Raw genomic sequence first — 26,848 nt, 5'->3', positions numbered from 1 at the left:
TGGTTCTCCCGAAGCCTCGGGACTGGAGGTACCACAAAACCCGAATAGAAATATTCGGGTTTTCTGTTTTTCTATACTTTTCTGTTTTTTTACCGCAAAGAACGCAAAGGTTTACGCAAAGGTTCGCAAAGTTTTAAAATTAAACTTTGCAAACCTTTGTATTTTTTTTGAGTCTTTGCGATTAAAAACCTCTTCAAATTTTCTTTTGTTTCAAAAAAAGTCATTCCGCTTGATTTTATGCAACTCCAGCTAAAGCTGAAGTCAATTCAAAAAAACTTTGCGAACCTTTGCGTTTTTTCTTTCTAAACTTTGCGGTTAATCCAATAAGTCAACAAATTAATAGTTTTTGTTAAAAAAGTATTGACTGAATAAAAAAATAACTTCTATATTCGTAAAGCTATATTTTTAACATTCATTTACTAATAAGATCTCAAAGCAGTTTTATGAGCAAAACTTCTACTAAGGGCATTTGGAAAGTAATTTCAGCCTCTTCTATGGGCACCATGATTGAATGGTATGACTTCTATATTTTCGGCAGTTTAGCCGTTGTTATTTCGACCAAGTTCTTTCCAAGTGATAATCCGACCGCAGCATTTTTATCTACTTTAGCCACTTTTGCAGCCGGATTTGTAGTCCGTCCTTTTGGCGCCTTATTTTTTGGACGCCTTGGAGATATTATTGGCCGGAAATATACTTTTATGGCAACCTTATTATTAATGGGCGGATCTACTTTTTTAATAGGATGTATTCCGAGTTACGAAACGATTGGTTTTTTCGCACCATTATTAGTTCTAATTCTGAGATTATTACAAGGATTAGCTCTTGGAGGTGAATATGGCGGAGCAGCAACTTATGTAGCAGAACATGCTCCAGCTGGTCAAAAAGGTTATTGGACTTCTTGGATTCAGACCACTGCGACTGTCGGTTTATTTATTTCTTTAATGGTTATTTTAGCAACCAAGAGTATTCTTTCTCCAGAAGATTTCGATTTATGGGGATGGCGTGTTCCTTTCTGGGTTTCTATTGCTATGGTTGGCGTTTCGTATCTCATCAGAAAAAATATGGATGAATCGCCTGTTTTTGCGAAAGCTAAAAAAGAAGGAACGACTAGTACAAATCCGTTAAAAGAAAGTTTTGGAAACAGATATAATATGAAGTTCGTTTTACTGGCTTTGTTTGGAGCAACAATGGGACAAGGCGTTGTTTGGTACACAGGACAATTTTATGCCATGAGTTTTATGAAAACGGTTATGAATGTTGACTCTTCGCAAGTAGATGAATTATTAGGGATTGCACTCTTAATTGGAACTCCTTTTTTTATTATTTTTGGATGGCTGAGCGATAAGATTGGGCGTAAATATATTATGATGTTCGGAATGCTGATTGCCATATTGTCTTATAGACCTATTTATAAGATGATGTACAATACAACAGATATAAACCAAAAAACTGAAATTGTAGAAAACCCAAGAGAAACTACTGAAAGAAAAGATAACGGAAGTTCTATTGTTACAACAGAAAAAAAATACACAGATGGCACAACCGTCTTGGAGAAAAAAACGTACATGGAGAAAAAGGATGTAAAAACTAGTGTTTCAATAAAAATTAATTCAAGCGATAAATGGACTTTAATTTTCTTGGTTTTTATTCAAGTATTATTTGTAACAATGGTTTATGGTCCAATTGCCGCATTTTTAGTCGAAATGTTTCCAACTAAAATCAGATATACTTCTATGTCACTTCCTTACCATGTTGGAAACGGAATATTTGGAGGATTACTCCCTGCTATTTCTACTTATTTTGTAACTCACGCCAAATCGGCCGGAAAACCAGATTATTATCTAGACGGATTATGGTATCCTATTGTAATTGCAGGAATCTGCTTTGTAATTGGAATGATATATATTGACAACAAAAACAAAACTACTCACCTTTAAAATTTAAAAAAATGAATGCGATTAAACAAGTTTTAGGGGCTTTATGGATTGCTTTAGCAGCTGCAGCAGCTTATTTCTGTGTTTTTGAATTTGGTTTACCTAAACTGCTTTCAGACCAGCAAGACGATTTAGTATTTGGTGTAATTATTTTATTTATATTGACACCGCTGATTGTCATGGGATTGGGTACTTTTGGTTATTATTCTTTGATAGGAGAATACAATAAAAAGAAATAAAACAATCAAAAAAATAGAAAAGGGCTGTCTACATTATGTAGAACAGCCCTTTTTCCTCACTAACCTAACCAAATTCTTAATCTGTAAAATATATTTTCAACGTTTATTTTTTAATAAACTTCATTACTTGAGTTTTATGATTTTCATCAGAAGCTTTTACGAGATATAATCCTGTTTGTAATTCGCTTACGCCAAATTGAAAATCAGCATTATTATTTGAAGTAAAGCTTTTAACTAATTGTCCTGAAACGGAATAAACCTGAACTTTTTTAAAAGCACTATTTAAAGTGAAATAATCTGAAACTGGATTAGGATATAGACTCACCATATTTGCTTTTTCAAAATCATCAATCGCTAAGTTTGCTGTTTTGTTACCATAAATTCTATAGTCTCCTGGAGGCAGATTGATTGGCGCATTTACATCGGTTACATTAATACTTGTATTATCCATTAAATTATACCAAGTTCCCGGATACGGAAAACCTGTTGCAACATTTTGTGCCGTGGTATCGAAATTGGCCAAAATCAAAACATTTTTTAATTGCGCTGCAGTCAAAGCTGAATTTTCAATTTTGATATTAATCAACAAAGAGTTCGCATTTGTCATTGTGGGAGTACCTAAAAAAACAGGTTCTACGGTTTTAAGCGTAATCATTTTAGCCCAATCGTTATAAATTTTATTACGATTAGAATCTCCGATCCAATTTTCTGTCCATTGAGGCTGTGGTTTTGTATCTAATTTACAATCACCGGGAATTGCTCCTGAATCATCATTTACGGTTCCGTTATTGCAGCTGAAAATAGAATCATCCATTCCTAATTCTCCAAAATGCCAAATCATTTTTGGCCCTGGAACTAATAATGAAACTGCTCCAATCGCAGACATTCTTGACAATGCTGTATTTAATGTTTTTACGTTATAAGTTCCATTAACAGCTCCATATTGTACATTTTTATACATTAGACGTTCTTCATCATGACTTTCAGCATAACCCATTAAACGATTCGAATTAAAACCACGGCTCACACTAGCCATTCTTGAAATATTACTATCTGAAGCGTAACCCATTGACAATTGATTATAAGGATTAGTCATTTTTCCCCACATCATAACTCCTTTGCTTGGCGTTTCAGTAATTTTATAATTTGCCCATTCTCTTTCTTCAATATCGCTTCCTAAATGTTCAAAAATGGTATAATGTGTTGGATCTAAACTCCATGAATAATCTGCATATTTTTTTAGAATATCTACTCTATCCTGTTGATAAGCGTTTGTACAACTTTCATCTGCTGCCGTACAAGCTTGGGTAAATCCTTTAGTTAAGTCCCAGCGGAAACCGTCAATTTTATATTCTTCAATCCATTGTTTAATAACACGATTGACATAATTTTGAGTTTTTAGAGATTGATGATTAAAATCTTCTCCCACACTATAGCTATGCTTTGCAACAGTATTAAAATATGGATTTTCGGCAGTTGGCGAACCAAAACCATCCCCGTCTGGGTCATTCATCCACATTCTTACCATCGGATTTCTTCCAAAAGCGTGGTTTAGCGCCACATCTAAAATTACAGCAATTCCGTTTTGATGGCATAAATCGATAAACTCTTTTAATTTGTCTGATGTTCCATAGAATTTATCTAAAGCCATGTGAAATGAAGTATTATAACCCCAGCTTTCGTTGCCTTCAAATTCCATTACAGGCATTAATTCAATGGCGTTAATTTTTAGATTTTTAAAATAATCTATTCGATCTATTAAACTCTGATAACTTCTGTTCGCATCAAAATCACGCACTAGAACTTCATAAACCACTAATTTCTCTTTTTCTGGTTTTACAAAATTAGTAACCTGCCAATTGTAAGGAGTCTGACCCGTTTTTAAAACTGTAACCTCAAAATTTTGTCCCGTAGGATAAACTGGCATATTTGGGTATTTTGCCACAGGAATTGATGGATCATCATAAGGTGACAAAACCAAAGTAGAATAAGGGTCTGCCGTTTTAACCATTGCTGGCGAATTTGCAAGCGGCGTTGCATCTACAACCCAATATTGATAGGTATTATTTACACCAGAAACTAATCCAGTTAATTCAAGCCAAAATTTACCTGAACTTGGATCTTTTTTCATTGCATAAGCTGATGTTGGCTGCCAATTATTAAAACTTCCTGCGACGTAAACAAAGTCCTTCAATGGTGCATCTAAAACTAAAGTGGCTTTTGTTGCATCAGAAATATTATAATTAATTCCGTCTACTAATCCAGCCGGCATAGCTTGCGAAACAGTATTTGGGTTTACAACTACTGAGAATTTCTTTGAAATTGTAGTAGCACCTTGAACAACAATCAATTCGTAGCTTTGATTACTTGTTATATTGGTGTGCGAATAAGAATAACTTGATGTACTTGTATTAGTATTGATCGTTACTCCGTTTGATTTCAAAGTATAACTTGCGGCTCCACCTGTATTTGTTGCGGTAATAGTAAAGTTAGATCCTGAATTAATAATTGTAGTACTATTTTCTATTGGTGAAGACAGAGAAACTTGAAAAGATCCAACCTCGACAACAATATCTTGAGACTGTTTCGTGCCGCTTCCATCTTTTGCTTTAATTAGAAATCCGATTCTTCCGATTCCGTTTCTGCCAAAATAGACAGATGGCGTAAAGGTTTTAGTATAAGTATCGGTTCCTGCATTATAGGTAAATTTAGCTGCTTCATTCGAAGAAGTCCAAGATCCGTTAGACGGAGAATCCATTTGATTTGTATCGTTCACATCATACGACCATGACCAAAGATATAGTGCATTACCCGTAACTCCCCAAGTACCTTCATTAATACTTGTTCCTGCAATTGAAATAGTAATTGGAGTGGTATCTTCAAAAGTTGGCGGGTTTATTGAATATGTAACGTTTTGAATTTGAGCAAAAGCAGTTACTGCCATCAATAAAAATATTGAAAGTAAAGTTTTTTTCATAATGTGGTTATTTCGGTTAATTAGTTAGATTAAAAAAGGGCTATCTAGCAGATAGCCCCTTTTATTAAAATTACATACACGTTAGTCTTTAGTAATTGTATAAGTTTTTGCAGTAAAATCAACAATGATTGTATAGTTTCCTGCAACAGTAATAGGAATGTTAGCACCTCCAGCTTCTAATGTTAAATTATTACCATCATCACCGTAGTTAGTATCCCACTTATCATCTAGTCTGAACTTGTATTCACCAACTACTAATGGTCCTTTGTATGAATATTTCTTAGTTGCTATATCATAATCTAAATTAGTATCTGGATCATTCCATCCGTTTGGTGTAGCTGAACCGATTAGTCCCCAATTATCCCAAGCTGAATAGGATGTAATAGAAACTTTAATAACATTTGAATACTGAGCAATTCCTCCTTCTCCAACATAAGATTTAATACGAATGTCTGCATCTTGAGCCGCAAAAGGTGTTAAACCACAGTTTTGCGCAGCCGCATTAAGCTCACCAACAGTCACTGCAATGCTTTTATTACTTGTAATTGATATAGTTGCTGGATTTTTGAAATCAGTACCAGATTTTGCCATTTCCACTTCATAAGTTATAGCAACTGGCGCTCCAACATACTGTGCCGCGTCCCATTTAAAAGTTGTTGCTACCTCAGTAGCTTTTGTTTTATCAAAAACAAAAACTGTACCTGCTTCGGGACTTGTTAATACCGCTGCCTTCGATGCTTCTATAACTGTAATGTCATCTGAATTACAAGATACTACCGACATTATTAACATCGCAAGAGTACTTAATTTGAATATATTTTTCATATCTATTTTTTAGTTAAGATCAATAACCAGGATTTTGAGTCAAATTAGCATTTGCCTGTAATGCACTTGTAGGAATTGGATACAAATTGTACGTCTCAGGAATTGCTGTACCGTCTTTTACTCCACCTTTCCAAGGCCATAAATAAGATCCTCCAGTGAATTTGCCAAATCGAATTAAATCCTGTCTTCTGTGTCCTTCTAAGTTCAACTCTCTTGCTCTTTCATTCAAAATGAAATCTAAGGTTAATTGTGAAGAATCGATTGCCCCTGCATGAGATCTATTTCTAACATTATTGACATATTCTAAAGCGGTAGCAACAGAACCTGATGCCGCACCTCTTAAAACGCATTCTGCATACATTAAGTAAGCATCTGCCAATCTAAACAAAGGGAAATCAGTATTAGAGAAACTTGTAGAACTTGAAGCTCCAACAAAATTCTTATTTCTAAATTTTACACTTGGATAACCATTAATCCATGTTTTGTAATCGGTCATTTCATATGTATGACCAGTTGTCCAGAATAATTTTGCTCTATCGTCTGTAGAAGCAGCCAAATTTCCACCATTATATAATCCGTACCATGCTTTAGTAGCTCTGTGTCCTCCCCAGCCATCAGTTGCACCAAAATCATTTGGATTCAAGGTCTCTGTACTTAAGTTTCCGTTTACGATATAAGTTGTATTACCGTAACCCTGGCTCACAACTGCATCAGCAATAAGTGTATAGATAATTTCTGGAGAAGTATTATTGTCTCCTGAAAACACACTCACAAAATTTGGCGCAAGAGTATATCCTCCTTCATCAATAACCTTTTTTGTATATACCAAAGCATCATCATACCTTTGAGTTCCTGTATAAACCTGTGCATTCAAATATAGTTTTGCTAACAGCATTCTTACTACATTTTTATCTGCTCTACCATAAGATTTTGTTGCAGTAATAGTACCTTCAATATCTTTTAATTCAGATTCTACAAAATCGAAAAGCTCTTTTCTATTAGCCTCTTTTTTTGGTACAGTCGTATTAATATCATTTTCTGTTATAATAACTCCTTTACCAAAACAATCAATAAGGTAATAATAAGACAGCGCTCTTAAAAAACGTAACTCCGCAATATGATTCTCTTTGTCTGGAACAGCCGCAGATGTCGTTTTTAAAATCTTAATCAAATTACTTGATTGAGGAATTGTGTAATAAGCTCTATCATATAAATATCTAAAGAATTTATTATTACCATTCCAATTACTAGTTGTTGTTAATTGATCTAAACCATCATCTCCCCAGCGATTTTTCATTCCATCTGCAGAAAAATCCTGTAAATTAACAATACTTCTTAGAAATGCAGCCTCTCCTGCATCTTTAGTTACGATATCTGAAGAGCCTGGCCCGTCTGGTCCTGAAAGGGCAAAGGTTCCATAAATCTTAGAAACTAAACCGTCTACTGCATTTGGATCTTGTTTTAAAAGATTCTCCAATGTCAACTCTACTTTTGGTTCTGTATTCAGATCATCAACACAAGATGAGAATAAACAAAGAACAAAAGCAGCTCCTATAATCTTAAGTTTAAATTGATTCATTTTTATATTTTTTTATTAGAATTCTAAATTCAGACCAAAACTGAATGTTCGTGATCTTGGATAGAAATTATTATCAATTGCATTGAAGTTCTCTGGATCGACACCTGTATAATCTGTAACAATAAACAAGTTATTTCCAGAAGCATATAATCTTAAGTTAGCACCTTTTATAGCTTTATCAAAAGTATAACCAAGTGTAATGTTCTGACAACGTAAGAAACTTGCATCTTCTAAATAAAAATCAGAAAAAGGCACATTTCCGTTAATTGTTTGGAAATCAAATTGAGTATCTAAAACATTAGTTAAACTAATTGAATTTGCAGGAAGCGCTTTATCAATATACCCTGATTGAAGTTTTCTCGCATTATAAACTTTTCCACCAATCTGACCGTTAAATGTTGTCGTCAAGTCAAACTTTTTGTAGTTAGCAGTCAATCCAAATCCGTAAGTCCAGTTTGGTCTTAATGCTACATAGCTTCTATCGTTATCATCAATAACTCCATCACCATTTTTATCTACAAATGCGTTTTCGATTGGTCTGTTATTAGAATCATAAACTTGTTGAAATACCCAAGCAGAATAAGGTTGTTCTCCTACAGTATTGTAAGCAATTTTCTGACCAGTACCAACTGGAATTCCAGAATTGTTATCAACATTTGTCGTTCTGTTGTCTAAGTTGGTAATTTCTCCAATATTATAAGCAATGTTTCCATTCACAGACAAATTGAAATCTTTTCCGTTGATCACTTTTACATTTAAATTTGCTTCAACACCGTGGTTCTTCATATCTCCAACATTAGAAACAAATTCATTTGTCAAGGCTTGTCCTGGAGGAGCTGAAACCACAGAAAGTAAGTCTTTTGTATATTTTTGATATGCATCGATACTACCCGAAACAATACTATTTTCAAATAATTCGAAATCAACTCCTACGTTATAAGTAGTTGTTTTTTCCCAAGTTAAGTCTTCATTATAAGGTTTAGCGTAATAACCGTTTACACCAGGAATATAAGTACTTGAAGCACTTGTAGGCGCAAATAAAGCACTATATGGATAAGAACCTGCAACTCCTGTAATATCCTGCTGACCTGTGATACCGTAACCTAATCTAATTTTTAAATCATTAAACGTTTTTGAATCTTTTAAAAATGATTCATCTTTCATTCTCCAAGCAAAACCTGCTGCTGGGAAATACCCCCATCTACTATCTTCTTTAAATAAAGATGATCCATCTGCTCTTAAAGTAAAAGTGAACAAATATTTATTTACCAAATCTACATTGGCTCTTCCAAAGAAAGATTGTAAATTTCTCTCGTTATAATATCTGTTATTTGGATTTGAAGGATTTGGAGTTATTTCTCTCAAACCTGTAGTAGTACTATATCTGTAAATTTCTTTATTACCATCTGTAACAAAATTTTGATAAGAGTAACCAGCTTGAGCATCAACTCTTGTAACAAATCCTGTTATATTTTTATTATAAGCTAAATAAGCATCTAAAGTTTTGTTATTAACTGTTTGATTTTCTGCATAATTCAGTCCAGGGTTAAAAACATAAGTTGGAGGAGTTGTTCCTGCAGAATTGTCTATCTGATAAGTTTGAATAGCGTTATCAGTATACATTTCTCTAATCTTGGTTTTTGAAGTTTCTAAACCAAGATTAACAACTGCTCTTAAAGATTCCATAAACGGCATCTTATAATCAAACTCCACATTTCCTAATAATTTCTGAACTTCTTCAGGACGAGATCTTTGATTTAATATTGCTAAAGGATTTTGAGCCCCACTTATAGAATTGTTTGTATTTAACAGCTGATAATATCCTCCGAAGATATTACTTGAAGCACCAGGATTATCATATGCAGGTTTTGTCGGGTCCATCCCTAAAGCACTACCAATAACAGCATCTCCATCGATAGCATTTTTCTTAACAGATAATCCTTTTGCATTAAAGTCAATTTTTAAATGATTATCCAATAGAACTGGTGTAAGTTTAATAGAAGCAGAATATCTGTCTAAATCATTTGTTTTAACAACACCTTCATTTTTAGCGTAGCCAACAGATGCTCTAAAAGGAACTTTTCCGAAAAGATTTGCTCTTGCGCTAAAGTTATTATCTGTAGAAATAGATTGTCTATAAATTAAATCCTGCCAATCTGTATTGTATAAAGTTCTCCCTTCAATTTGAGGTGTAGCAGGATTATCTACAGCACCAGATCCATCACTAACTCCAAGTAAATTGGTATAAGCTGGGTGATATTTTTGTATGAAAGCAGTAAATTCTGTGCCAGTCATCATATCGACAGGATTATTAACTTTTCCAATTGTAACATTAGAAGAGAAGTTAAACTTTGGTGCTCCAGAAACTCCTTTTTTAGTTGTAATAATGATTACACCATTAGAAGCTCTTGAACCGTAAATAGCTGTAGCAGAAGCATCTTTTAAAATTGCAAACGTATCAATATCATTTGGGTTTATTAACGTTAAAGGATTTGCAATTCCTGCTGGATTTGTGTTATCAATAGGCACACCATCAATAATAATTAACGGACTGTTATTGCCTGAAAGAGAACTTCCTCCACGAATTCTAATATTAGGATTTGCATCTGGCTGCCCGCCTTCTGTTGTAATTCTAACACCAGCCGCTCTACCTACTAAAAGTTGATCAGCTGAACCTACCGGTCCTTTATTCAATTGATTTGCAGACAAAACTGTTACGGCACCTGTTGCATCTTTTTTCCTAACAGTACCATAACCTACCTGCACCACAACTTCTTTAAGTTGATTTGTATCTTCCTCTAAAGAAATGTTTAAATTTTTCTGCCCAGAAAATTCAATCGTTTGCGTTTTGTAACCAATAAAAGAAACAACGATTTTATTTCCGCTCTTAACATTTGATAGTTGGTAATTACCATCAAATCCTGTTGATGCTCCGTTTGGTGCACCTTGTACATTCACATTTACTCCTGGTATTGGCTGACCCGTGGCAAGATCAGTTACTGTTCCTGTTAATGTGCTTTGAGCTAACACAGTAAACGGAAGCAGAAGGAATAAAAATAACAACTTTTTGTAAATTGTTTTCATACTTTTTGTTTAAATTAGTTTTGAGTTTTTGACTGTTAGTTAAGTTTTTAATTTTACTTCGAATTTCAAAATTATGAATTTATTAACATGCTCAACCAGAGACAACTTTTATTGAGTTACGAAAACGTGGTAGTGTTGAAAACTTTCTATATTTTGTAATCTTTTCAGTCAAAAATTGTCAATTATAAAATTTTCAGATACCTTTATTATTAATTAGATTTTTTTCACTTTACGCCATGAAACGCAAAATAACCCTAAAACAGATTGCAAAGGAACTTGATGTATCCATTTCAACTGTCTCAAAATCACTTAGAAACAGTCTTGAAATTGGTGAAGAAACGCGCTTAAAAGTGCAGGCTTTTGCAAAGTTTTATAACTATAAACCCAACAATATTGCTCTTAGTTTAAAGAACCGAAAAACCAAAAGTATTGGCATCATTATACCCGAAATTGTACACTACTTTTTCTCTACTGTAATTAATGGAATTGAGCAGGTTGCGAACGAAAATGGTTATAGTGTTGTCATTTGTTTATCTGATGATTCTTTTGATAAGGAGGTTTTAAATATGGAAATGTTAGCCAACGGAAGTATCGACGGTTTCATCATGTCTCTTTCTAAAGAAACACAATATAAAGGTGATTTTCATCACATTACAGAAGTCATTAACCAAGGGATGCCGGTTGTAATGTTCGACCGCGTTACTAATGATATTTTATGCGATAAAGTAATTATTGATGATAAAGCGGCGGCTTATGAAGCTGTTCAGAGTTTAATTGATAACGGACGAAAAAAAATAGCCTTAGTAACAACTGTTGACTATGTAAGTGTCGGAAAACTAAGAACTGATGGTTACGAAAAAGCACTTTTAGACAACGGAATTCCTTTCAACGAAGATTTAATCATAAAAATTGAAGATGTTGATACCTGCGAAATCACTATTAGTCAACTTTTACACGACAGAGCTTTTGATGCTGTTTTTGCTGTAAATGAACTTTTTGCTGTAACCATTATCAAAACGGCATCAAAAATGGGATTAAAAGTTCCGGAAGATTTAGCTGTAATTGCTTTTACTGACGGAATTATCTCCAAATACTCCACTCCAAGCATTACAACAGTGAGTCAGAGTGGGGAAAAAATGGGAAATAAAGCCGCTAAAATGCTTATTGAAAGACTTGAAGCTGAACATGATGATGACGAAGAAGAAAACGAAAACTATACTACAGAAGTTATAGAAACACATTTAATAAAAAGAGAATCTACTGACTAATTTTCTTAAAATCAACACATTCTAAAGTCATAAAAAACATTTATGGCTTTTTTATTAGCATAAATAAAAAAATAATTAATACTTTTACGCCCGTCAAGGCTTTTACTTTTACTTCGAAAAAAACAGTAAGTTTTGATAAGCAAAGCGCTTATCGTATAATTTTTCACAAATTACGATAATGGAAAAGCGTAAATTAAGTTTCTGGGAAATTTGGAACATGAGTTTCGGTTTCTTGGGAATACAGTTTGGTTTTGCACTGCAAAACGCAAATACCTCTAGAATTTTTGAAACCCTTGGTGCTAAAATAGATGAAATCCCAATTTTGTGGATTGCTGCGCCTGTTTCAGGTTTAATTATTCAGCCCGTTATTGGTTATTTCAGTGATAGAACCTGGACTCGTTTAGGAAGACGCCGCCCCTATTTTTTAATTGGAGCCATTTTGTCTTCAATCGCATTATTTATTATGCCCAACTCTCCTACTTTATGGATCGCAGCGGGAACTTTATGGATAATGGATGCTTCGATAAATGTTTCAATGGAACCTTTTCGCGCCTTTGTTGGCGATAATTTGCCAGACCATCAACGTGCATTAGGTTTTGTAATGCAGAGTTTTTTTATTGGAACAGGTGCAGTTGTAGGTTCTGTTTTACCCTATCTTTTTACAAATGTTTTTGATGTCAGCAATGTCGCTCCTAAAGGAATTATCCCAGATGCTGTAAAATGGTCTTTCTACATTGGCGGAATTGTTTTTCTGCTTTCTGTTCTATGGACTGTTTTTAAAACAACTGAATATACGCCTGAAGAACTTCATGCATTCGAAGCTAATAGTAAAAAAGATTCTCAAAATCTTTCTCATCCAGAAACAGAATCTGGAGTTTCTACAAAAAAACAATTGCTTTTAGGATTAGTCTTTGCCGGTATTGGAGGATTAATTTCATTTCTAATTTTTGAAAACAGCCTGGCAAAAGAATTGTATATTTTATTTATCGGACTAATTTTTATGGGTGTTTTATTTGTAATTGCATCACAATTACGAACTAAAAAAGTCCAAAATGGCTTTACCATAATCATGACCGATTTATTGAATATGCCAAAAACAATGCAAAAATTAGCCTGGGTACAATTTTTCTCTTGGTTTGCGCTTTTCTCTATGTGGATTTACACAACACAAGCTGTTACACAACACATTTTTGGTACGACAGACACGACTTCAAAGGTCTACAACGATGCTGCTGACTGGGTTTCTGTGTTATTTACAGTTTATAACGGTATTGCTGCAGCAGTAGCTTTCTTATTACCAATCATTGCAAAAAAAGTAGGCGTTAGAGCAACACATTTATTGGCATTATGCGCAGGAGGTGTTGGTTTAATTTCAATTTATTTTATTGGTGATAAGCAAATGCTGATCCTACCCATGTTAGGAGTTGGAATTGCGTGGGCAAGTATTTTATCAATGCCTTATGCAATGTTATCTGGTGCTTTGCCAGCAGCAAAAATGGGTTATTACATGGGAGTTTTTAACTTTTTTGTAGTAATACCACAAATTGTAGCCGCCACCATATTAGGATTTGTAATCAAACAATTCTTTCATAACGAACCTATTTACGCCTTAATAATTGGAGGTGTATCTATGATTTTTGCCGGATTACTTACACTTAGAGTAAATAGCAGAACTAAAATTGAAATTCATGAATAATAATAAAAAAGCCTTCATATTCGATCTTGACGGAGTGATCGTTGATACCGCTAAATACCATTTTTTAGCATGGCAGAAAATTGCCCAATCATTAAATATAAATTTTACACATGAAGACAACGAACTTTTAAAAGGCGTGAGCCGCGTTCGTTCGTTAGACATTATACTTGGATTAGGTAATGTTCAGGCTTCTCAGGAAGACAAAGACAAATGGTTAATTCAAAAAAACGAAGATTATTTATCCTATTTAGTTGACATGGACGAAAGCGAGATTCTTCCAGGAGTTGCTAAAATTCTAAAACTATTAAAAGATAAAAACCAAGGAATTGCATTGGGTTCTGCGAGTAAAAATGCCCGACCAATTCTTGAAAAAACTGGAATTCTTTCGTATTTCGATGTTATTGTTGACGGTAACGATGTTACCAACGCAAAACCAGATCCGGAAGTTTTCTTAAAAGCGGCTCAATTATTAAATATTGATCCAAAAAACTCAATTGTATTTGAAGATTCTGTTGCCGGAATTCAGGCAGCAAACATAGGCGAAATGGTAAGCGTGGGAATTGGTGAGGAAACAATTTTGCATGAAGCTGACTATATTTTTAAAGATTTTACCCAAATCGAAACAAGCTTTATAGAAAAATTAATCAATTAGAAAATGTGCCAATTTGATAATTAGATAATTTCTACAAAATGAATTATCTAATTGTCTAATTAACGAATTATCAAATTAAGAAAAAATGAACCAAGATTATATAAAACCAGATAATTGGTCAATTATAGAAGAAGGATTTGATGCCGAAAGAGTAAAATCGTCTGAAAGTCTTTTTAGTATCGGAAACGGTGCTATGGGGCAGCGTGCCAATTTTGAAGAAACATATTCTGCCGAAACTTTTCAGGGAAGTTATATTGCCGGAATTTATTATCCTGATAAAACAAAAGTGGGCTGGTGGAAAAACGGTTATCCGAAATATTTTGCCAAAGTACTAAACGCTCCAAACTGGATTGGAATTGACGTAGAAATCAACGAAGAAAATCTTGATTTAAATAATTGTACTGAAGTTAGAAATTTCCGCAGAGAATTGAATATGAAAGAAGGATGGTACAATCGTTCTTTTGAAGCTGTTCTAAAAAACGGAACTGAAATTGCCGTAAATGTTCGTCGTTTTCTTTCATTAGATTTAGATGAAGCGGGAATTATAAAATATGAAATCACGCCTTTAAACAAAGATGCAAAAATCCTTTACAAACCTTACGTTGATGCTGGTGTAACGAATGAAGATGCCAACTGGGAAGAAAAATTCTGGGAACCGCTTGAAGTTAAAAAAGGCACAAACGAAGCTTTTGTAACGGCTCAGACTTTCAAAACGCATTTTAAAGTAACAACTTTCATGCACAATACGATTTTGGCAAATGATGAAGATATTCACGTTTCGCCTTCTACAATCGATTCAACTGCAGACAAAGTTCAATATACTTACGGAACCATTATTGCAAAAGGACAAACCTCAGCAATTCAAAAAATCGGAGGTTATACCGTTTCTTTGAACCACGAAAATACTTTGGCTGCAGCCGAAAAAGTAATTAAATCTGCTGTTAATTCAGGATATGATGCTTTACTTCAAAATCAAATTGAGGCTTGGGCAAAAATCTGGGAAATGTCAGATATTACGATTGAAGGTGATGTAAAAGCACAGCAGGGAATTCGTTTCAATATCTTTCAATTAAACCAAACCTATTCAGGAAAAGATTCGCGTTTGAATATTGGACCAAAAGGTTTTACGGGAGAAAAATACGGTGGATCAACTTATTGGGATACGGAGGCGTATTGTATTCCGTTTTATATGGCAACAAAAGATCAGCAGGTTGCTAGAAACTTGCTGACGTATCGTTATAACCAATTAGACAAAGCAATTGAAAACGCTAAAGATAATTTAGGTTTCAAAAACGGTGCTGCATTGTACCCAATGGTTACCATGAACGGTGAAGAATGCCACAACGAATGGGAAATCACGCACGAAGAAATCCATAGAAATGGTGCGATTGCATTTGCGATTTACAACTATTACCGTTATACGGGAGATTACTCTTATATTCCAGAAAAAGGATTAGAAGTTTTAATCGGAATTGCGCGTTTCTGGCACCAGAGAGCTTCTTTCTCAAAAGAAAAAAATCAATATGTAATTCTTGGAGTTACAGGACCAAACGAATACGAAAACAACATCAACAATAATTTCTATACCAATTATATCGCAAAATGGTGTATTGATTTTGCTGCAGAACAAATTGAAAAAGTGGGTTCAGAATATCCTGAAGATCACAAACGCATTTTAGAAAAAGTAAGCCTTTCGGCGAATGAAATTCAGGAATGGAAAAAAGTGGCCGATGATATGTATTTCCCAACTTCAAAAGAACTTGGAATTTATTTACAGCAAGACGGATTCTTAGACAAAGATTTAGTTCCGGTTAAAGATTTAGATAAATCACAGCGTCCTATTAACCAAAAATGGTCTTGGGATCGTGTGTTGCGTTCACCATATATTAAACAAGCCGATGTTTTACAAGGTTTCTATTTCTTCGAAGATCATTTCTCTAAAGAAGAATTAAAACGCAACTTCGAATTCTACGAATCATTTACGGTTCACGAAAGTTCGCTTTCTCCTTGTGTTCACTCGATTCAGGCTGCAGCTTTAGATAAAATGGATATGGCATATACGTTTTATTTAAGAACTTCTCGTTTGGATTTGGATGATTATAATAAAGAAGTGGAAGAAGGCTGTCACATCACATCGATGGCTGGAACTTGGATGAGCATTGTAGAAGGTTTTGGCGGAATGCGTGTGAAAAATGACCAATTGCATTTCTCTCCAAAAATCCCAAAAGAATGGAAAGGTTATTCTTTTAAAATTAATTTCAGAAATCAAATTTTAAAAGTAGCTGTAAATCATAACGAAACAGCATTTACTGTAGATGGCGATCAAGATTTAACAATTGTAGTTAATGGAAATCCTGTAATTGCAAGTAAATTTGTACAAATAAATTAAATTACAATACTCTAAAAATCAAAAAACATGAAAAACTTATTTTTCGCAAGTTTAATTTTGTTTGCGTTTAGCACCGTTGCAATAGCGCAGCAATTAAAATCACCCGAAGGCAAGTTCGTAATGGAATTTTCTCTTCAAAACGACGGAACTCCAACGTACAATTTAAAATACAAAAACAAAGAAGTTGTAAAAACCAGTAAATTGGGTCTTGAACTTAAAGATGATAAAAAATCTTTATTAAACGATTTTACTGTAGTTGATACTAAAACTGCAACTTTTGATGAGACTTGGAAACCAGTTTGGGGAGAAGTAGATCACATCAGAAATCATTATAACGAATTGGCTGTTACTTTAAATCAAAAAGGAACAGACAGACAAATCGTAATTCGTTTCCGTTTATTCGATGACGGTTTAGGATTTAGATATGAATTCCCAGCGCAAAAGAATCTAACTTATTTTGTAATTAAAGAAGAAAGGTCTCAATTTGCAATGACTGGAGATCATACGGCTTTCTGGATTCCAGGAGATTATGATACGCAAGAATACGATTATACAAAATCGAAATTATCTGAAATTAGAGGTTTATCTCAAAAAGCATATACAGCAAACGTTTCTCAAAGATCTTTTTCGCCAACAGGAGTTCAGACTTCTTTGATGTTAAAAACCAATGATGGAATTTACATCAATTTACACGAAGCAGCTTTGATTGACTATTCTTGTATGCACTTGAATCTTGATGATAAAAACATGACTTTTACCTCTTGGTTAACGCCAGATGCAAAAGGCGACAAAGGTCATATGCAAGCTCCAAATCATTCACCTTGGAGAACGATTATCGTAAGCGATGACGCTAGAGAAATCTTAGCATCAAAAATGACTTATAACTTAAACGATCCTTCAAAGATTGAGAATACTTCTTGGATAAAACCCGTAAAATACGTTGGTGTTTGGTGGGAAATGATTACAGGAAAAAGCTCTTGGTCATACACTAATGATTATCCAACAGTTCAACTTGGAGTTACTGATTTCGCGAAAGCAAAGCCAAACGGAACACACGGAGCAAACAATGCTAACGTAAAAAAATACATTGATTTTGCTGCTGCAAATGGTTTCGACGCTGTTTTAGTTGAAGGTTGGAACGAAGGCTGGGAAGACTGGTTTGGACATTCTAAAGATTATGTTTTTGATTTCTTAACACCTTACCCAGATTTTGATGTAAAAGGTCTGCACGAATACGCAAAATCTAAAGGTGTAAAAATTATCATGCACCACGAAACTTCTGGGTCTGTTCGTAACTACGAGCGTCATATGGATGCGGCTTATAAATTCATGAACGATAACGGATACGATGCTGTAAAAAGCGGTTACGTAGGCGATATTTTACCTCGCGGTGAAAACCACTACAGCCAATGGATTGTAAACCATTATCAATATGCAATCGAAAAAGCAGCTGATTATAAAATTATGGTGAACGCTCACGAAGCAGTTCGCCCGACAGGAATTGCAAGAACGTATCCTAACTTAATTGGAAACGAAGCTGCGAGAGGAACAGAATACCAAGCTTTTGGAGGTTCTAAACCAAATCACGTTACGGTTTTACCTTTTACACGTTTAATTGGAGGTCCAATGGATTACACGCCTGGAATCTTCGAAATGGATATCAGCAAAATGAATCCTGAAAACACATCTCATGTAAACAGTACAATTTGTAATCAATTGGCTTTATACGTTACAATGTACAGTCCATTGCAAATGGCAGCTGACACTCCAGAGAACTACAACCGTTTTCCAGATGCATTCCAATTCATTAAAGATGTAGCTGTAGACTGGTCTGAAAGTAAATATATCGAGGCTGAACCTGGAGATTTTATCACAGTTGCCCGTAAAGCAAAAGGAACAAACAACTGGTTTGTTGGAAACGTAAACGGAGAAACTCCTCGTACTTCAAACATCGATTTCAGTTTCCTTGAAAAAGGTAAAAAATATACCGCAACAATTTATGCTGATGCAAAAGATGCGCATTATAAAACAAATCCGCAGGCTTATACTATCAAGAAAATTGCTGTAACAAACAAATCAAAATTATCGCAGTTTTCTGCTCCTGGAGGAGGATATGCGATTAGTATTATTGAAAATAAATAATTTAATTAACCATATAAGAAATGTAAGTCCATTTAAATAGAGATCTCCCCAGTTTTTGTCTTAAATGTTCTTACATTTCTTATATGGTTTAAATTCTACTCACTATGAACAGCCTAAAAATAAACCATCATATCTTTAGATTAATACTATTGGTTTTGTTGTTTTCCGCTTCCGCGAAAGCGCAAATCCAAAAAGTAGAACCGCCTTTCTGGTACGCAGGAATGAAAAATTCGGAACTGCAGATTATGTTCTACGGAAAAAATATTGCACAATACGAAGCTTCGGTTTCAAATAATGTGGTGATTAAAAATGTAGAAAAAACAGAAAACCCAAATTACCTTTTCGTGACAATCGATACGAAAGACGTAAAAGCTTCTGAATTGGTTTTCTCTTTTAAAAACAACAATAAAGTTGCCTTCAAACAAAAATATGTTCTTAAAGAAAGAAGAGCGAATTCTGCCGACAGAAAAAGTTACGACGCCTCTGATTTAATCTACTTAATCATGCCAGATCGTTTCGCTAACGGAAACCCTAAAAACGACAGCGATGCTTCTTTAACTGAAAAAGGAAACCGTCAAGATCCAAGCGGTCGTCACGGTGGTGATATCGAAGGAATCATTAAAAACTTAGATTATATTTCGTCTCTTGGTGCAACTACAATCTGGAGCACGCCTTTATGCGAGGACAATGACAAACAGCATTCATACCACACTTACGGGCAGTCTGATGTTTACAAAATTGATCCACGTTACGGAACGAATGATGATTACGCTCGCTTATCAGCAGAAATGCACAAAAAAAACATGAAACTGGTGATGGATTATGTAACCAATCACTGGGGAATTACACATTGGATGATCAAAGATTTACCAACAAAATCTTGGATCAATCAATTTGAAAACTACACGCAAACACACCACAGACGTGAAGTAATTACAGATATTCATGCTTCAAAAATAGATCAGGAAGTTTGTGTCGATGGCTGGTTTGTACCTTCTATGCCAGACTTAAATTTAAGAAATCCTTTGGTTGCAAAATACTTAACTCAAAATGCAATCTGGTGGATAGAATTTGCTAATCTTGACGGTTTTAGAGTAGACACTTATAACTATTCAGATAAAACTGCTATGGCAAATTGGGCAAAATCTATTACAGATGAATATCCTAATTTTAATATTGTTGGAGAGATCTGGATGCACAATCAGGCGAATTTAGCTTTTTGGCAGAAAGACAGTAAAATTGGTGCGATTGAAAACTACAATTCAAATCTTCCCAGTGTAATGGATTTTACGCTTCAAAGTCAGATTACTTCTGCCTTCAGTGAAGATGAACCAAACTGGGATAGCGGATTGATTAAATTCTACAACAATTTTGCAATGGATTTTTTATATCCAAATACCAATAATATCTTAGTTTTTGCTGAAAATCATGACACGGATCGTATGAATGAAAAATTCAAATATGATTTACCAAAATACAAACTGGCAATGACTTTATTGGCAACCGTTCGTGGAATTCCGCAAATCTATTACGGTTCAGAGATCGGAATGGGTGGTGACAAAGGCAAAGGCGGAGATGCCGATATTCGTCAGGATTTCCCAGGCGGATGGGCTGGCGACAAAAACAACGCTTTCACTGCAACAGGAAGAACGGCTGAACAAGCGGCTTACTTTGATTTCTCTTCAAAATTATTCAACTGGAGAAAAACAAACGAAGCGGTTCATTTCGGAAAAATGAAACATTATATTCCAGAAAACAACACCTATGTATATTTCAGATATACCGATGCTAAAACTGTTATGGTAGTTTTCAATAACAATGCAAAAGAGCAAGTTGTGAAAACAAATCGTTTCAAAGAAAGCATCAAAAACTTTAAATCAGGAAAAGATGTTATTACTGGAAAAATATTTGATTTAAGTTCTGAAATTACTTTAGAACCAAAATCAGCTTTGGTTTTAGAATTGGAATAACAATATTTTTTTCTCTCGCAGATTTAGGAGATTTAGCAGATAATTTAAAAAAAAATCTGCCGAATCTGCGAGATCTGCGAGAAACTATTTTTTTCCGCCACGAATTCACGAATTATTTTTGACAATCTTGAGAATAAAAATTTGTGAATTCGTGGCGGAATCTTTTTATTATAAATCTTCGTTAAATTTAGAATAAATGAAAAAATACACTTTCCTTTTTTTATCTTTAGTATACTTAATAATGGGTTGTTCTGGCTCAAAATCAGTTTCAATGAATAAAGAAAATACTTCGAAAATACCTTTCGTTTGGGAAGGAGCAAATGTTTATTTTTTACTTACCGATCGTTTTTATAATGGAGACACTTCAAACGACATCAATTTCAACCGAACCAAAACTCCCGCAAAACTTCGCGGATTTGAAGGCGGCGATATCATCGGAATCATCAAAAAAATCGACGAAGGATATTTTGAGCAATTAGGAATAAATGCGATTTGGCTTACGCCGATTGTTGAACAAATTCATGATGGCGTTGACGAAGGAACTGGACTTAGTTACGGTTTTCATGGTTATTGGGCAAAAGACTGGACTGCTTTAGATCCAAATTTCGGAACCAAAGAAGACCTAGCCAATTTAGTAAAAAAAGCACACGCAAAAGGCATTCGAATAATTCTGGACGGAGTTATCAATCATACTGGTCCAGTAACTCCAGAAGATCCTGTTTGGCCTTCGGACTGGGTAAGAACAGGCGTTGTATGCGACTACAAATCTTTTGAAAATACTACAATGTGTACTTTGGTAGAAAATCTTCCAGACGTAAAGACCGAAAGCACTCAAAATGTAGAACTGCCGCCTTTTTTGATTGAAAAATGGAAAAAAGAAGGCCGTTATGAAAAAGAAATCGCTTCACTAGAAGAATTTTTCAAAAGAACAGGATATCCAAGAAGTCCAAAATATTACATCATAAAATGGCTTACCGATTATATTCTAGAATTCGGAATTGATGGTTACCGCGCCGATACTGTAAAACATACCGAAGAAGGTGTTTGGGCCGATTTTAAAAAAGAATGTGAATATGCATTTGAAACTTGGAAAAAACATCATCCTCTACAAGTTTTAGATCAGAACCAGTTTTACACGATCGCTGAAGTGTATGGTTATGGAATAAGCGGTGGTCAGGATTATGATTTTGGAGATCGAAAAGTCAATTATTTTGAAAATGGTTTTAACAGCTTAATCAATTTTGAATTTAAATGGAATGCCGCTCAAAGCGATTATGAGACTTTATTTTCGAAATATTCCAATCATCTACAGAGTGATTTAAAAGGTTATTCTGTCCTTAATTATATGTCTTCTCACGACGACGGCCAGCCTTTTGATGCCAATCGCACAAGAGGTTTTGAATCCGGAACCAAACTTTTACTTGCCCCAGGAATGTCGCAGGTATATTACGGAGATGAATCGAATCGTTCCTTAGTAATTGAGGGAACTCAGGGAGATGCAACTTTGCGTTCGAATATGAATTGGGATGATATTAAGAACAATCCCGACACACAAAGAATGCTGTGGCATTGGCAGAAGTTAGGGCAGTTTAGACGAAATCATCCTGCCGTTGGCGCTGGAATTCATTCCAAAATTGAGAGCGAATATTATGTGTTTTCAAGAATTTATTCTAATAAATCATTTACAGATAAAGTCATAATCGGTTTAGATTTACCAGAAGGCAGAAAAGAACTTCCTGTAAATTCAATTTTCGAAAACGGAACAAAAGTAAGAGACTTTTTCTCTGATCAGGAAACAGAAGTTATCGATGGAAAAGCAAGTATTGACAGTAAATACGGAATTGTTTTATTAGAACAGATTTAATTTTTTTCTCTAGCAGATTCGGCAGATTCAGCAGATATTAAAAAAGAAAATCTGCTGAATCTGCAAAATCTGCGAGAGATATAATTTATCTCATCTTTAAAATCATTTCAATGCTTTATCAAGTGATGCTATTATTTTTCCTTTGCTCCTTTGTACCTTTGCAACTCTGAACCTTTATAAAATGAATATTTTAAAGATTGCACATCGAGGCGCCAAAGCCTACGAACCTGAAAACACTTTAAAAGCCTTTCAAAAAGCCTTAGACTTAAATTCAGACGGAATTGAACTTGATGTTCACTTAAGCGCTGACGAACAAATCATCGTAATCCACGACGAAACCATAGACAGAACTACTAACAGAAAAGGTTTAGTAAACACTTTTTCTTTATCTGAGTTAAAATCGTTTTTGATTGATGGAAAATATCAAATTCCAACTTTAAATGAAGTCTTTGATTTAGTTGATAAAAAATGCCTGATCAATATCGAATTAAAAGGTTTAGGAACTCCAAGTAAAGTGGTTCAGTTAATTGAACAATATATTTCAGAAAAAAACTGGAATTACAATAATTTCATCGTTTCGAGTTTCGATTGGAATATGCTGGAAGAAGCTTTAAACCTGAATCCAAATATTGCAATTGGTGTTTTAACAGAAGAAGATCTTGATACCGCTCTGGCTTTCGCCGAAAAAATAAAAGCAAAAGCCATTCATCCTGATTATCAATTATTGAATATAAAAAATGTAAAGAAAATTCAAGAAAAAGGATTTTTAGTTTTGCCTTGGACAGTAAACTCTGCGGAAGACATTCAAAAAGTAAAAAGTTATAAAGTAAATGGTATTATCTCTGATAATCCAGACAAGATATAAAGTTTAAAATTTTAGCCACAGATTAAAAAGATTAACCCAGATTTTTTCCCCCACGAGTTACACAAATTTTAATGCAATAAATTTAATTCGTGAAAATTTGCATAATTCGTGGCAAAGGAAAAAATCCTTTAAATCTGTGTAATCTGTGGCAGAAAAAAAATTAGTACCAATTTGTGACCCGAGCGATAGTAAACAGGCGAAGCAAATTCGTGGCAACTCAAAAAATATGATTAAAAATTTCGACATAATAATTGTTGGCGGAGGCGCTGCAGGTTTTTTTTCGGCTATTAATATTGCAGAGAAAAATCCGAAACTTAAAATTGCCATTTTAGAAAGAGGAAAAGAAGTCCTGTCTAAAGTACGTGTTTCCGGGGGCGGAAGATGCAACGTAACGCACGCTTGTTTTGAACCTAACGAACTGGTTAAATTTTATCCTCGCGGCGAAAAAGAACTTCGAGGCCCCTTTCATCAATTTTGTTCGGGAGATACAATCGAATGGTTTGAAAAACATGGCGTAGAATTAAAAATCGAAGAAGACGGGAGAATGTTTCCCGTTTCTAATTCATCACAAACCATAATTGATTGTTTTTTAAAAGCAACAGAAAAATTAGGCATAAAAGTGCTGACAGGGCAAAGCGTTCAGTCTATTTTCAAAAAAGAAAATCACTGGAAAATTGATACACAAAGTGATAATTTCGCAACAGAAAAATTAGTAATGGCAACAGGAAGCAACCCGAAAATCTGGGAAATGCTTCAGGAACACGGACATGCAATTGTAAGTCCCGTTCCTTCCCTATTTACTTTCAATACCAAAGATACCCGAATCAAAGAATTACCTGGCGTTGCAGCACAAGTTACCGTACATGTAAAAGATACCAAGCTAGAATCTACAGGACCTTTGTTAATTACACATTGGGGAATGAGCGGTCCAGCAATCCTGAAGCTATCGGCTTGGGGCGCTCGCATCTTACACGATAAAAATTATCAGTTTACGATTTTCGTCAATTGGTTAAATGATGTTGATTTTGAAGATGCCGAAAAAACCTTAAAAGATCTAAAACAAGAACATGCTAAAAAAGCAGTTTCAAAAAAATCTCCTTTTGATTTTCCCAATCGATTATGGGAAAGTTTGGTTCTGGCTTCTGGAATTGAAACAGAAACTAAATGGGCAGATTTATCTAAAGTTCAATTGCAAAATTTAACTTCTCAACTCACAAAAGCCGAATTTAAAGTAAACGGAAAAAGTACATTTAAAGAAGAATTTGTAACAGCTGGCGGCATTGATTTAAAAGAAATTAACTTTAAAACCATGGAAAGCAAAATTCACCAAAATCTTTATTTTGCTGGCGAAATCGTCAATATCGACGCTATTACGGGAGGTTTTAATTTTCAGAATGCCTGGACAAGCGGGTTTATTTTGGCCAATAATATATAATAGAATGAAATTTAAAGGAATTATTTTTGATTTAGACGGAACATTGGTAAACTCATTGGAAGACATCTCAGATGCGATGAATAAAGTGCTTACCGCTTTAAATTATCCTACACATACTTACGACACTTATCAATATTTTATTGGGAGCGGTTTACGAAATCTGGTAAGTAAAGCTTTACCTGCCACAAACAATTCTGATGATGAAATCGAAAGTTGTTTTGAATGTATGGTCGATGAATACACTAAAATCTGTACCCTAAAAACAAAACCGTACGAAGGAATTATTGAATTGTTAGAAAACCTGACTTCACAAAACATTAAAATGGCTGTTTTTTCTAACAAAGCCGATGAATTGACGAAGAAAATCGCATCTGAATTATTCCCAAAGCAATTTGATACAGCGATAGGCTTGAGTACAGAAGCGCTTAAGAAACCAAATCCGTTTGAAGCAGTTGAAATCAGTAAAAAATGGAATTTAAAACCCGAAGAAATATTATTTGTTGGAGATTCTGACATTGATATGAAAACCGCAGTAAATGCTAATATGTTTCCTGTGGGCGTTACTTGGGGTTACAGAACCGAAAATGAATTGAAATCTAGCGGAGCAAAAGCGGTTATTAATAATGCTTCGGAATTAATTGAAATATTGTAATCGTGAATGCTGAATTACAAAAACAAATACTATCGATCGCTTCGTTTTCTGAAAAAGAAATCGAAAAGATCGATTCTTGTTTTGAATATGAAAAATTTCCTGCTAAAGAATTTCTTTCTTCAATGGGGAAAATCAGCAACAAGATCTTTTTCATTCTCAACGGATTGGCTCGTGTCTACTACTTAAAAAATGGAAAAGAAATTACTACCTATTTAAGTTCTGACGAAGGTTTTATTGCTTCGTATTCTAGTTTTATCAATCAGACACCATCTTTTGAAAACATTCAATGTATTGAGGATTGTCAAGTTCTTTCGATTACTTTCGAAAAAATGCAATTTCTGTATAACGAAATTCCGAATTGGGAACGTGTTGGGAGAATTTTAGCCGAGCAGAATTACCTTTGTATGGCCGATCGTGTTTTAAAACTACAAATGATTCCCGCAAAAGAAAAATACCAGACTTTTTTGGCATCGGCTCCAGCCAAAATAATTCAGCGAACACCTTTAATTTATATCGCCTCCTTTCTCGGAATTACGCCAGAATCTTTAAGCAGAATCCGTCAGGACATTTCTTAACATTTATCAAGTGGATTGAAAAACGGAATTCGAATCTTTGTCAAAATAAAATTTGAAAAGATGAAGAATATTGCCAAAGACGTTTACCAAATTCCTTTGTTTCCAAGAAATGCTATCAATTGTTATTTGATTGAAGATGTTTTAATTGATGCGGGAATTAGAACTTCTGCCAATAAAATAATAAAAGCACTGAAAGACAAATCTGTTACCAAACACGTCTTAACTCACGCTCACGCCGATCATCAGGGAAGCAGCAAAGTAATCTGTGAAACTTTGAATATTCCTCTTTTATGCAGTGAACCTGAAAAAGCATTTGCTGAAAATGGAAATGTAATTACAGAATACCCAAATCCGAATCATATCATTTCTAAATTTCAGAAAAACTTTTGGGCAGGAAAAGGACATCCCGTTTCTGGAACTTTAAAAGAAGGAGATCAAATTGGCGGATTTACTGTTATTGAAACACCAGGACATTCAAGAGGCCATTTATCTTTTTTCAGAGAAAAAGACGGAATTTTGATTGTTGGAGATGTTATGACTAATATGAATCTACTCACAACAAAAACTGGCTTACACTAACCCCCTAATTTATTCACTGCTGACAAAGAAATTAATAGAAAATCGATTCTAAAATTAGCCTCATTAAAACCAAAAATACTTTGTTTTGGCCACGGACCTGTTTTATTTGATAAGGGAGAGTTT

19 protein-coding genes are annotated in these 26,848 nt (G+C 34.5%); 15 read left to right on the top strand and 4 right to left on the bottom strand.

Features of this window, described 5'->3' with window-relative positions:
• The 3 genes from ASE40_RS22170 to ASE40_RS05680 all read left to right on the top strand — a co-directional run.
• Positions 1-253: hypothetical protein (locus ASE40_RS22170; RefSeq protein WP_206742870.1), on the top strand; the 253-nt coding region annotated here is incomplete at its 5' end.
• 190 nt (positions 254-443) lie between these two features.
• Positions 444-1,937 carry an MFS transporter gene (locus ASE40_RS05685; RefSeq protein ID WP_057115956.1) on the top strand — a complete coding sequence of 498 codons (1,494 nt, stop codon included), beginning with the start codon at positions 444-446 and terminating at the stop codon, positions 1,935-1,937.
• Between the two features lie 11 nt (positions 1,938-1,948).
• Complete coding sequence (locus ASE40_RS05680; RefSeq protein ID WP_057115955.1) at positions 1,949-2,173, top strand: DUF6814 family protein; 225 nt, start codon at positions 1,949-1,951, stop codon at positions 2,171-2,173.
• 103 nt (positions 2,174-2,276) lie between these two features.
• Here ASE40_RS05680 and ASE40_RS05675 read toward each other — a convergent pair whose 3' ends face one another.
• The 4 genes from ASE40_RS05675 to ASE40_RS05660 all read right to left on the bottom strand — a co-directional run bounded on the left by ASE40_RS05675 (position 2,277) and on the right by ASE40_RS05660 (position 10,638).
• Positions 2,277-5,150 carry an alpha-amylase family glycosyl hydrolase gene (locus ASE40_RS05675; RefSeq protein WP_057115954.1) on the bottom strand — a complete coding sequence of 958 codons (2,874 nt, stop codon included), beginning with the start codon at positions 5,148-5,150 and terminating at the stop codon, positions 2,277-2,279.
• A gap of 81 nt (positions 5,151-5,231) precedes the next feature.
• Positions 5,232-5,975, bottom strand: coding sequence for a SusE domain-containing protein (locus ASE40_RS05670; protein ID WP_082586750.1), 744 nt, complete (start codon positions 5,973-5,975; stop codon positions 5,232-5,234).
• 19 nt (positions 5,976-5,994) lie between these two features.
• Entirely contained in the window at positions 5,995-7,554 is a 1,560-nt protein-coding gene (locus ASE40_RS05665) for a RagB/SusD family nutrient uptake outer membrane protein (RefSeq protein WP_057115952.1), read from the bottom strand.
• Between the two features lie 15 nt (positions 7,555-7,569).
• Positions 7,570-10,638 carry a SusC/RagA family TonB-linked outer membrane protein gene (locus tag ASE40_RS05660; protein ID WP_057115951.1) on the bottom strand — a complete coding sequence of 1,023 codons (3,069 nt, stop codon included), beginning with the start codon at positions 10,636-10,638 and terminating at the stop codon, positions 7,570-7,572.
• Positions 10,639-10,874: 236 nt separating this feature from the next.
• On the opposite strand from ASE40_RS05660, the gene ASE40_RS05655 reads away from it, so the two are divergent.
• The 12 genes from ASE40_RS05655 (at position 10,875) to ASE40_RS05600 (ending at position 26,725) form a co-directional block, all read left to right on the top strand.
• Positions 10,875-11,906 carry a LacI family DNA-binding transcriptional regulator gene (locus ASE40_RS05655; RefSeq protein ID WP_057115950.1) on the top strand — a complete coding sequence of 344 codons (1,032 nt, stop codon included), beginning with the start codon at positions 10,875-10,877 and terminating at the stop codon, positions 11,904-11,906.
• Positions 11,907-12,084: 178 nt separating this feature from the next.
• A complete protein-coding gene (locus ASE40_RS05650) occupies positions 12,085-13,602 on the top strand; it encodes an MFS transporter (protein ID WP_057115949.1) in 1,518 nt (505 codons plus the stop codon).
• Entirely contained in the window at positions 13,595-14,254 is a 660-nt protein-coding gene (gene pgmB, locus ASE40_RS05645; protein ID WP_057115948.1) for a beta-phosphoglucomutase, read from the top strand. The genes ASE40_RS05650 and pgmB overlap by 8 nt, the downstream gene beginning before the upstream one ends.
• Before the next feature lie 85 nt (positions 14,255-14,339).
• Positions 14,340-16,643, top strand: coding sequence for a glycoside hydrolase family 65 protein (locus ASE40_RS05640; protein WP_057115947.1), 2,304 nt, complete (start codon positions 14,340-14,342; stop codon positions 16,641-16,643).
• A 27-nt stretch (positions 16,644-16,670) separates the two neighbouring features.
• Entirely contained in the window at positions 16,671-18,785 is a 2,115-nt protein-coding gene (locus tag ASE40_RS05635; RefSeq protein WP_057115946.1) for a glycoside hydrolase family 97 protein, read from the top strand.
• 104 nt (positions 18,786-18,889) lie between these two features.
• Positions 18,890-20,755 (top strand): glycoside hydrolase family 13 protein, encoded by a 1,866-nt coding sequence (locus tag ASE40_RS05630; RefSeq protein WP_057115945.1) that lies wholly within the window; start codon positions 18,890-18,892, stop codon positions 20,753-20,755.
• Positions 20,756-20,951: 196 nt separating this feature from the next.
• On the top strand, positions 20,952-22,619 hold the full coding sequence (locus ASE40_RS05625; RefSeq protein ID WP_057115944.1) for an alpha-amylase family glycosyl hydrolase: 1,668 nt from the start codon (positions 20,952-20,954) through the stop codon (positions 22,617-22,619).
• A gap of 181 nt (positions 22,620-22,800) precedes the next feature.
• Positions 22,801-23,484 (top strand): glycerophosphodiester phosphodiesterase, encoded by a 684-nt coding sequence (locus ASE40_RS05620; RefSeq protein ID WP_057115943.1) that lies wholly within the window; start codon positions 22,801-22,803, stop codon positions 23,482-23,484.
• 226 nt (positions 23,485-23,710) lie between these two features.
• Positions 23,711-24,919: an NAD(P)/FAD-dependent oxidoreductase gene (locus ASE40_RS05615; RefSeq protein ID WP_057116006.1), complete on the top strand. Its 1,209-nt coding sequence runs from the start codon at positions 23,711-23,713 to the stop codon at positions 24,917-24,919.
• A 4-nt stretch (positions 24,920-24,923) separates the two neighbouring features.
• The gene (locus ASE40_RS05610; protein ID WP_057116005.1) at positions 24,924-25,571 is read left to right on the top strand and encodes an HAD family hydrolase; all 648 of its coding nucleotides are present in this window, start codon (positions 24,924-24,926) and stop codon (positions 25,569-25,571) included.
• Between the two features lie 2 nt (positions 25,572-25,573).
• Entirely contained in the window at positions 25,574-26,146 is a 573-nt protein-coding gene (locus tag ASE40_RS05605; RefSeq protein ID WP_057115942.1) for a Crp/Fnr family transcriptional regulator, read from the top strand.
• A 60-nt stretch (positions 26,147-26,206) separates the two neighbouring features.
• Positions 26,207-26,725, top strand: coding sequence for an MBL fold metallo-hydrolase (locus tag ASE40_RS05600; protein WP_317039081.1), 519 nt, complete (start codon positions 26,207-26,209; stop codon positions 26,723-26,725).
• The last annotated feature ends 123 nt before the right edge of the window (positions 26,726-26,848 follow it).

The sequence above is a fragment of the Flavobacterium sp. Root935 genome, from assembly GCF_001429295.1.
Classification (GTDB): Bacteria; Bacteroidota; Bacteroidia; order Flavobacteriales; family Flavobacteriaceae; genus Flavobacterium.
This window is presented reverse-complemented; position numbering and strand designations above follow the sequence as displayed.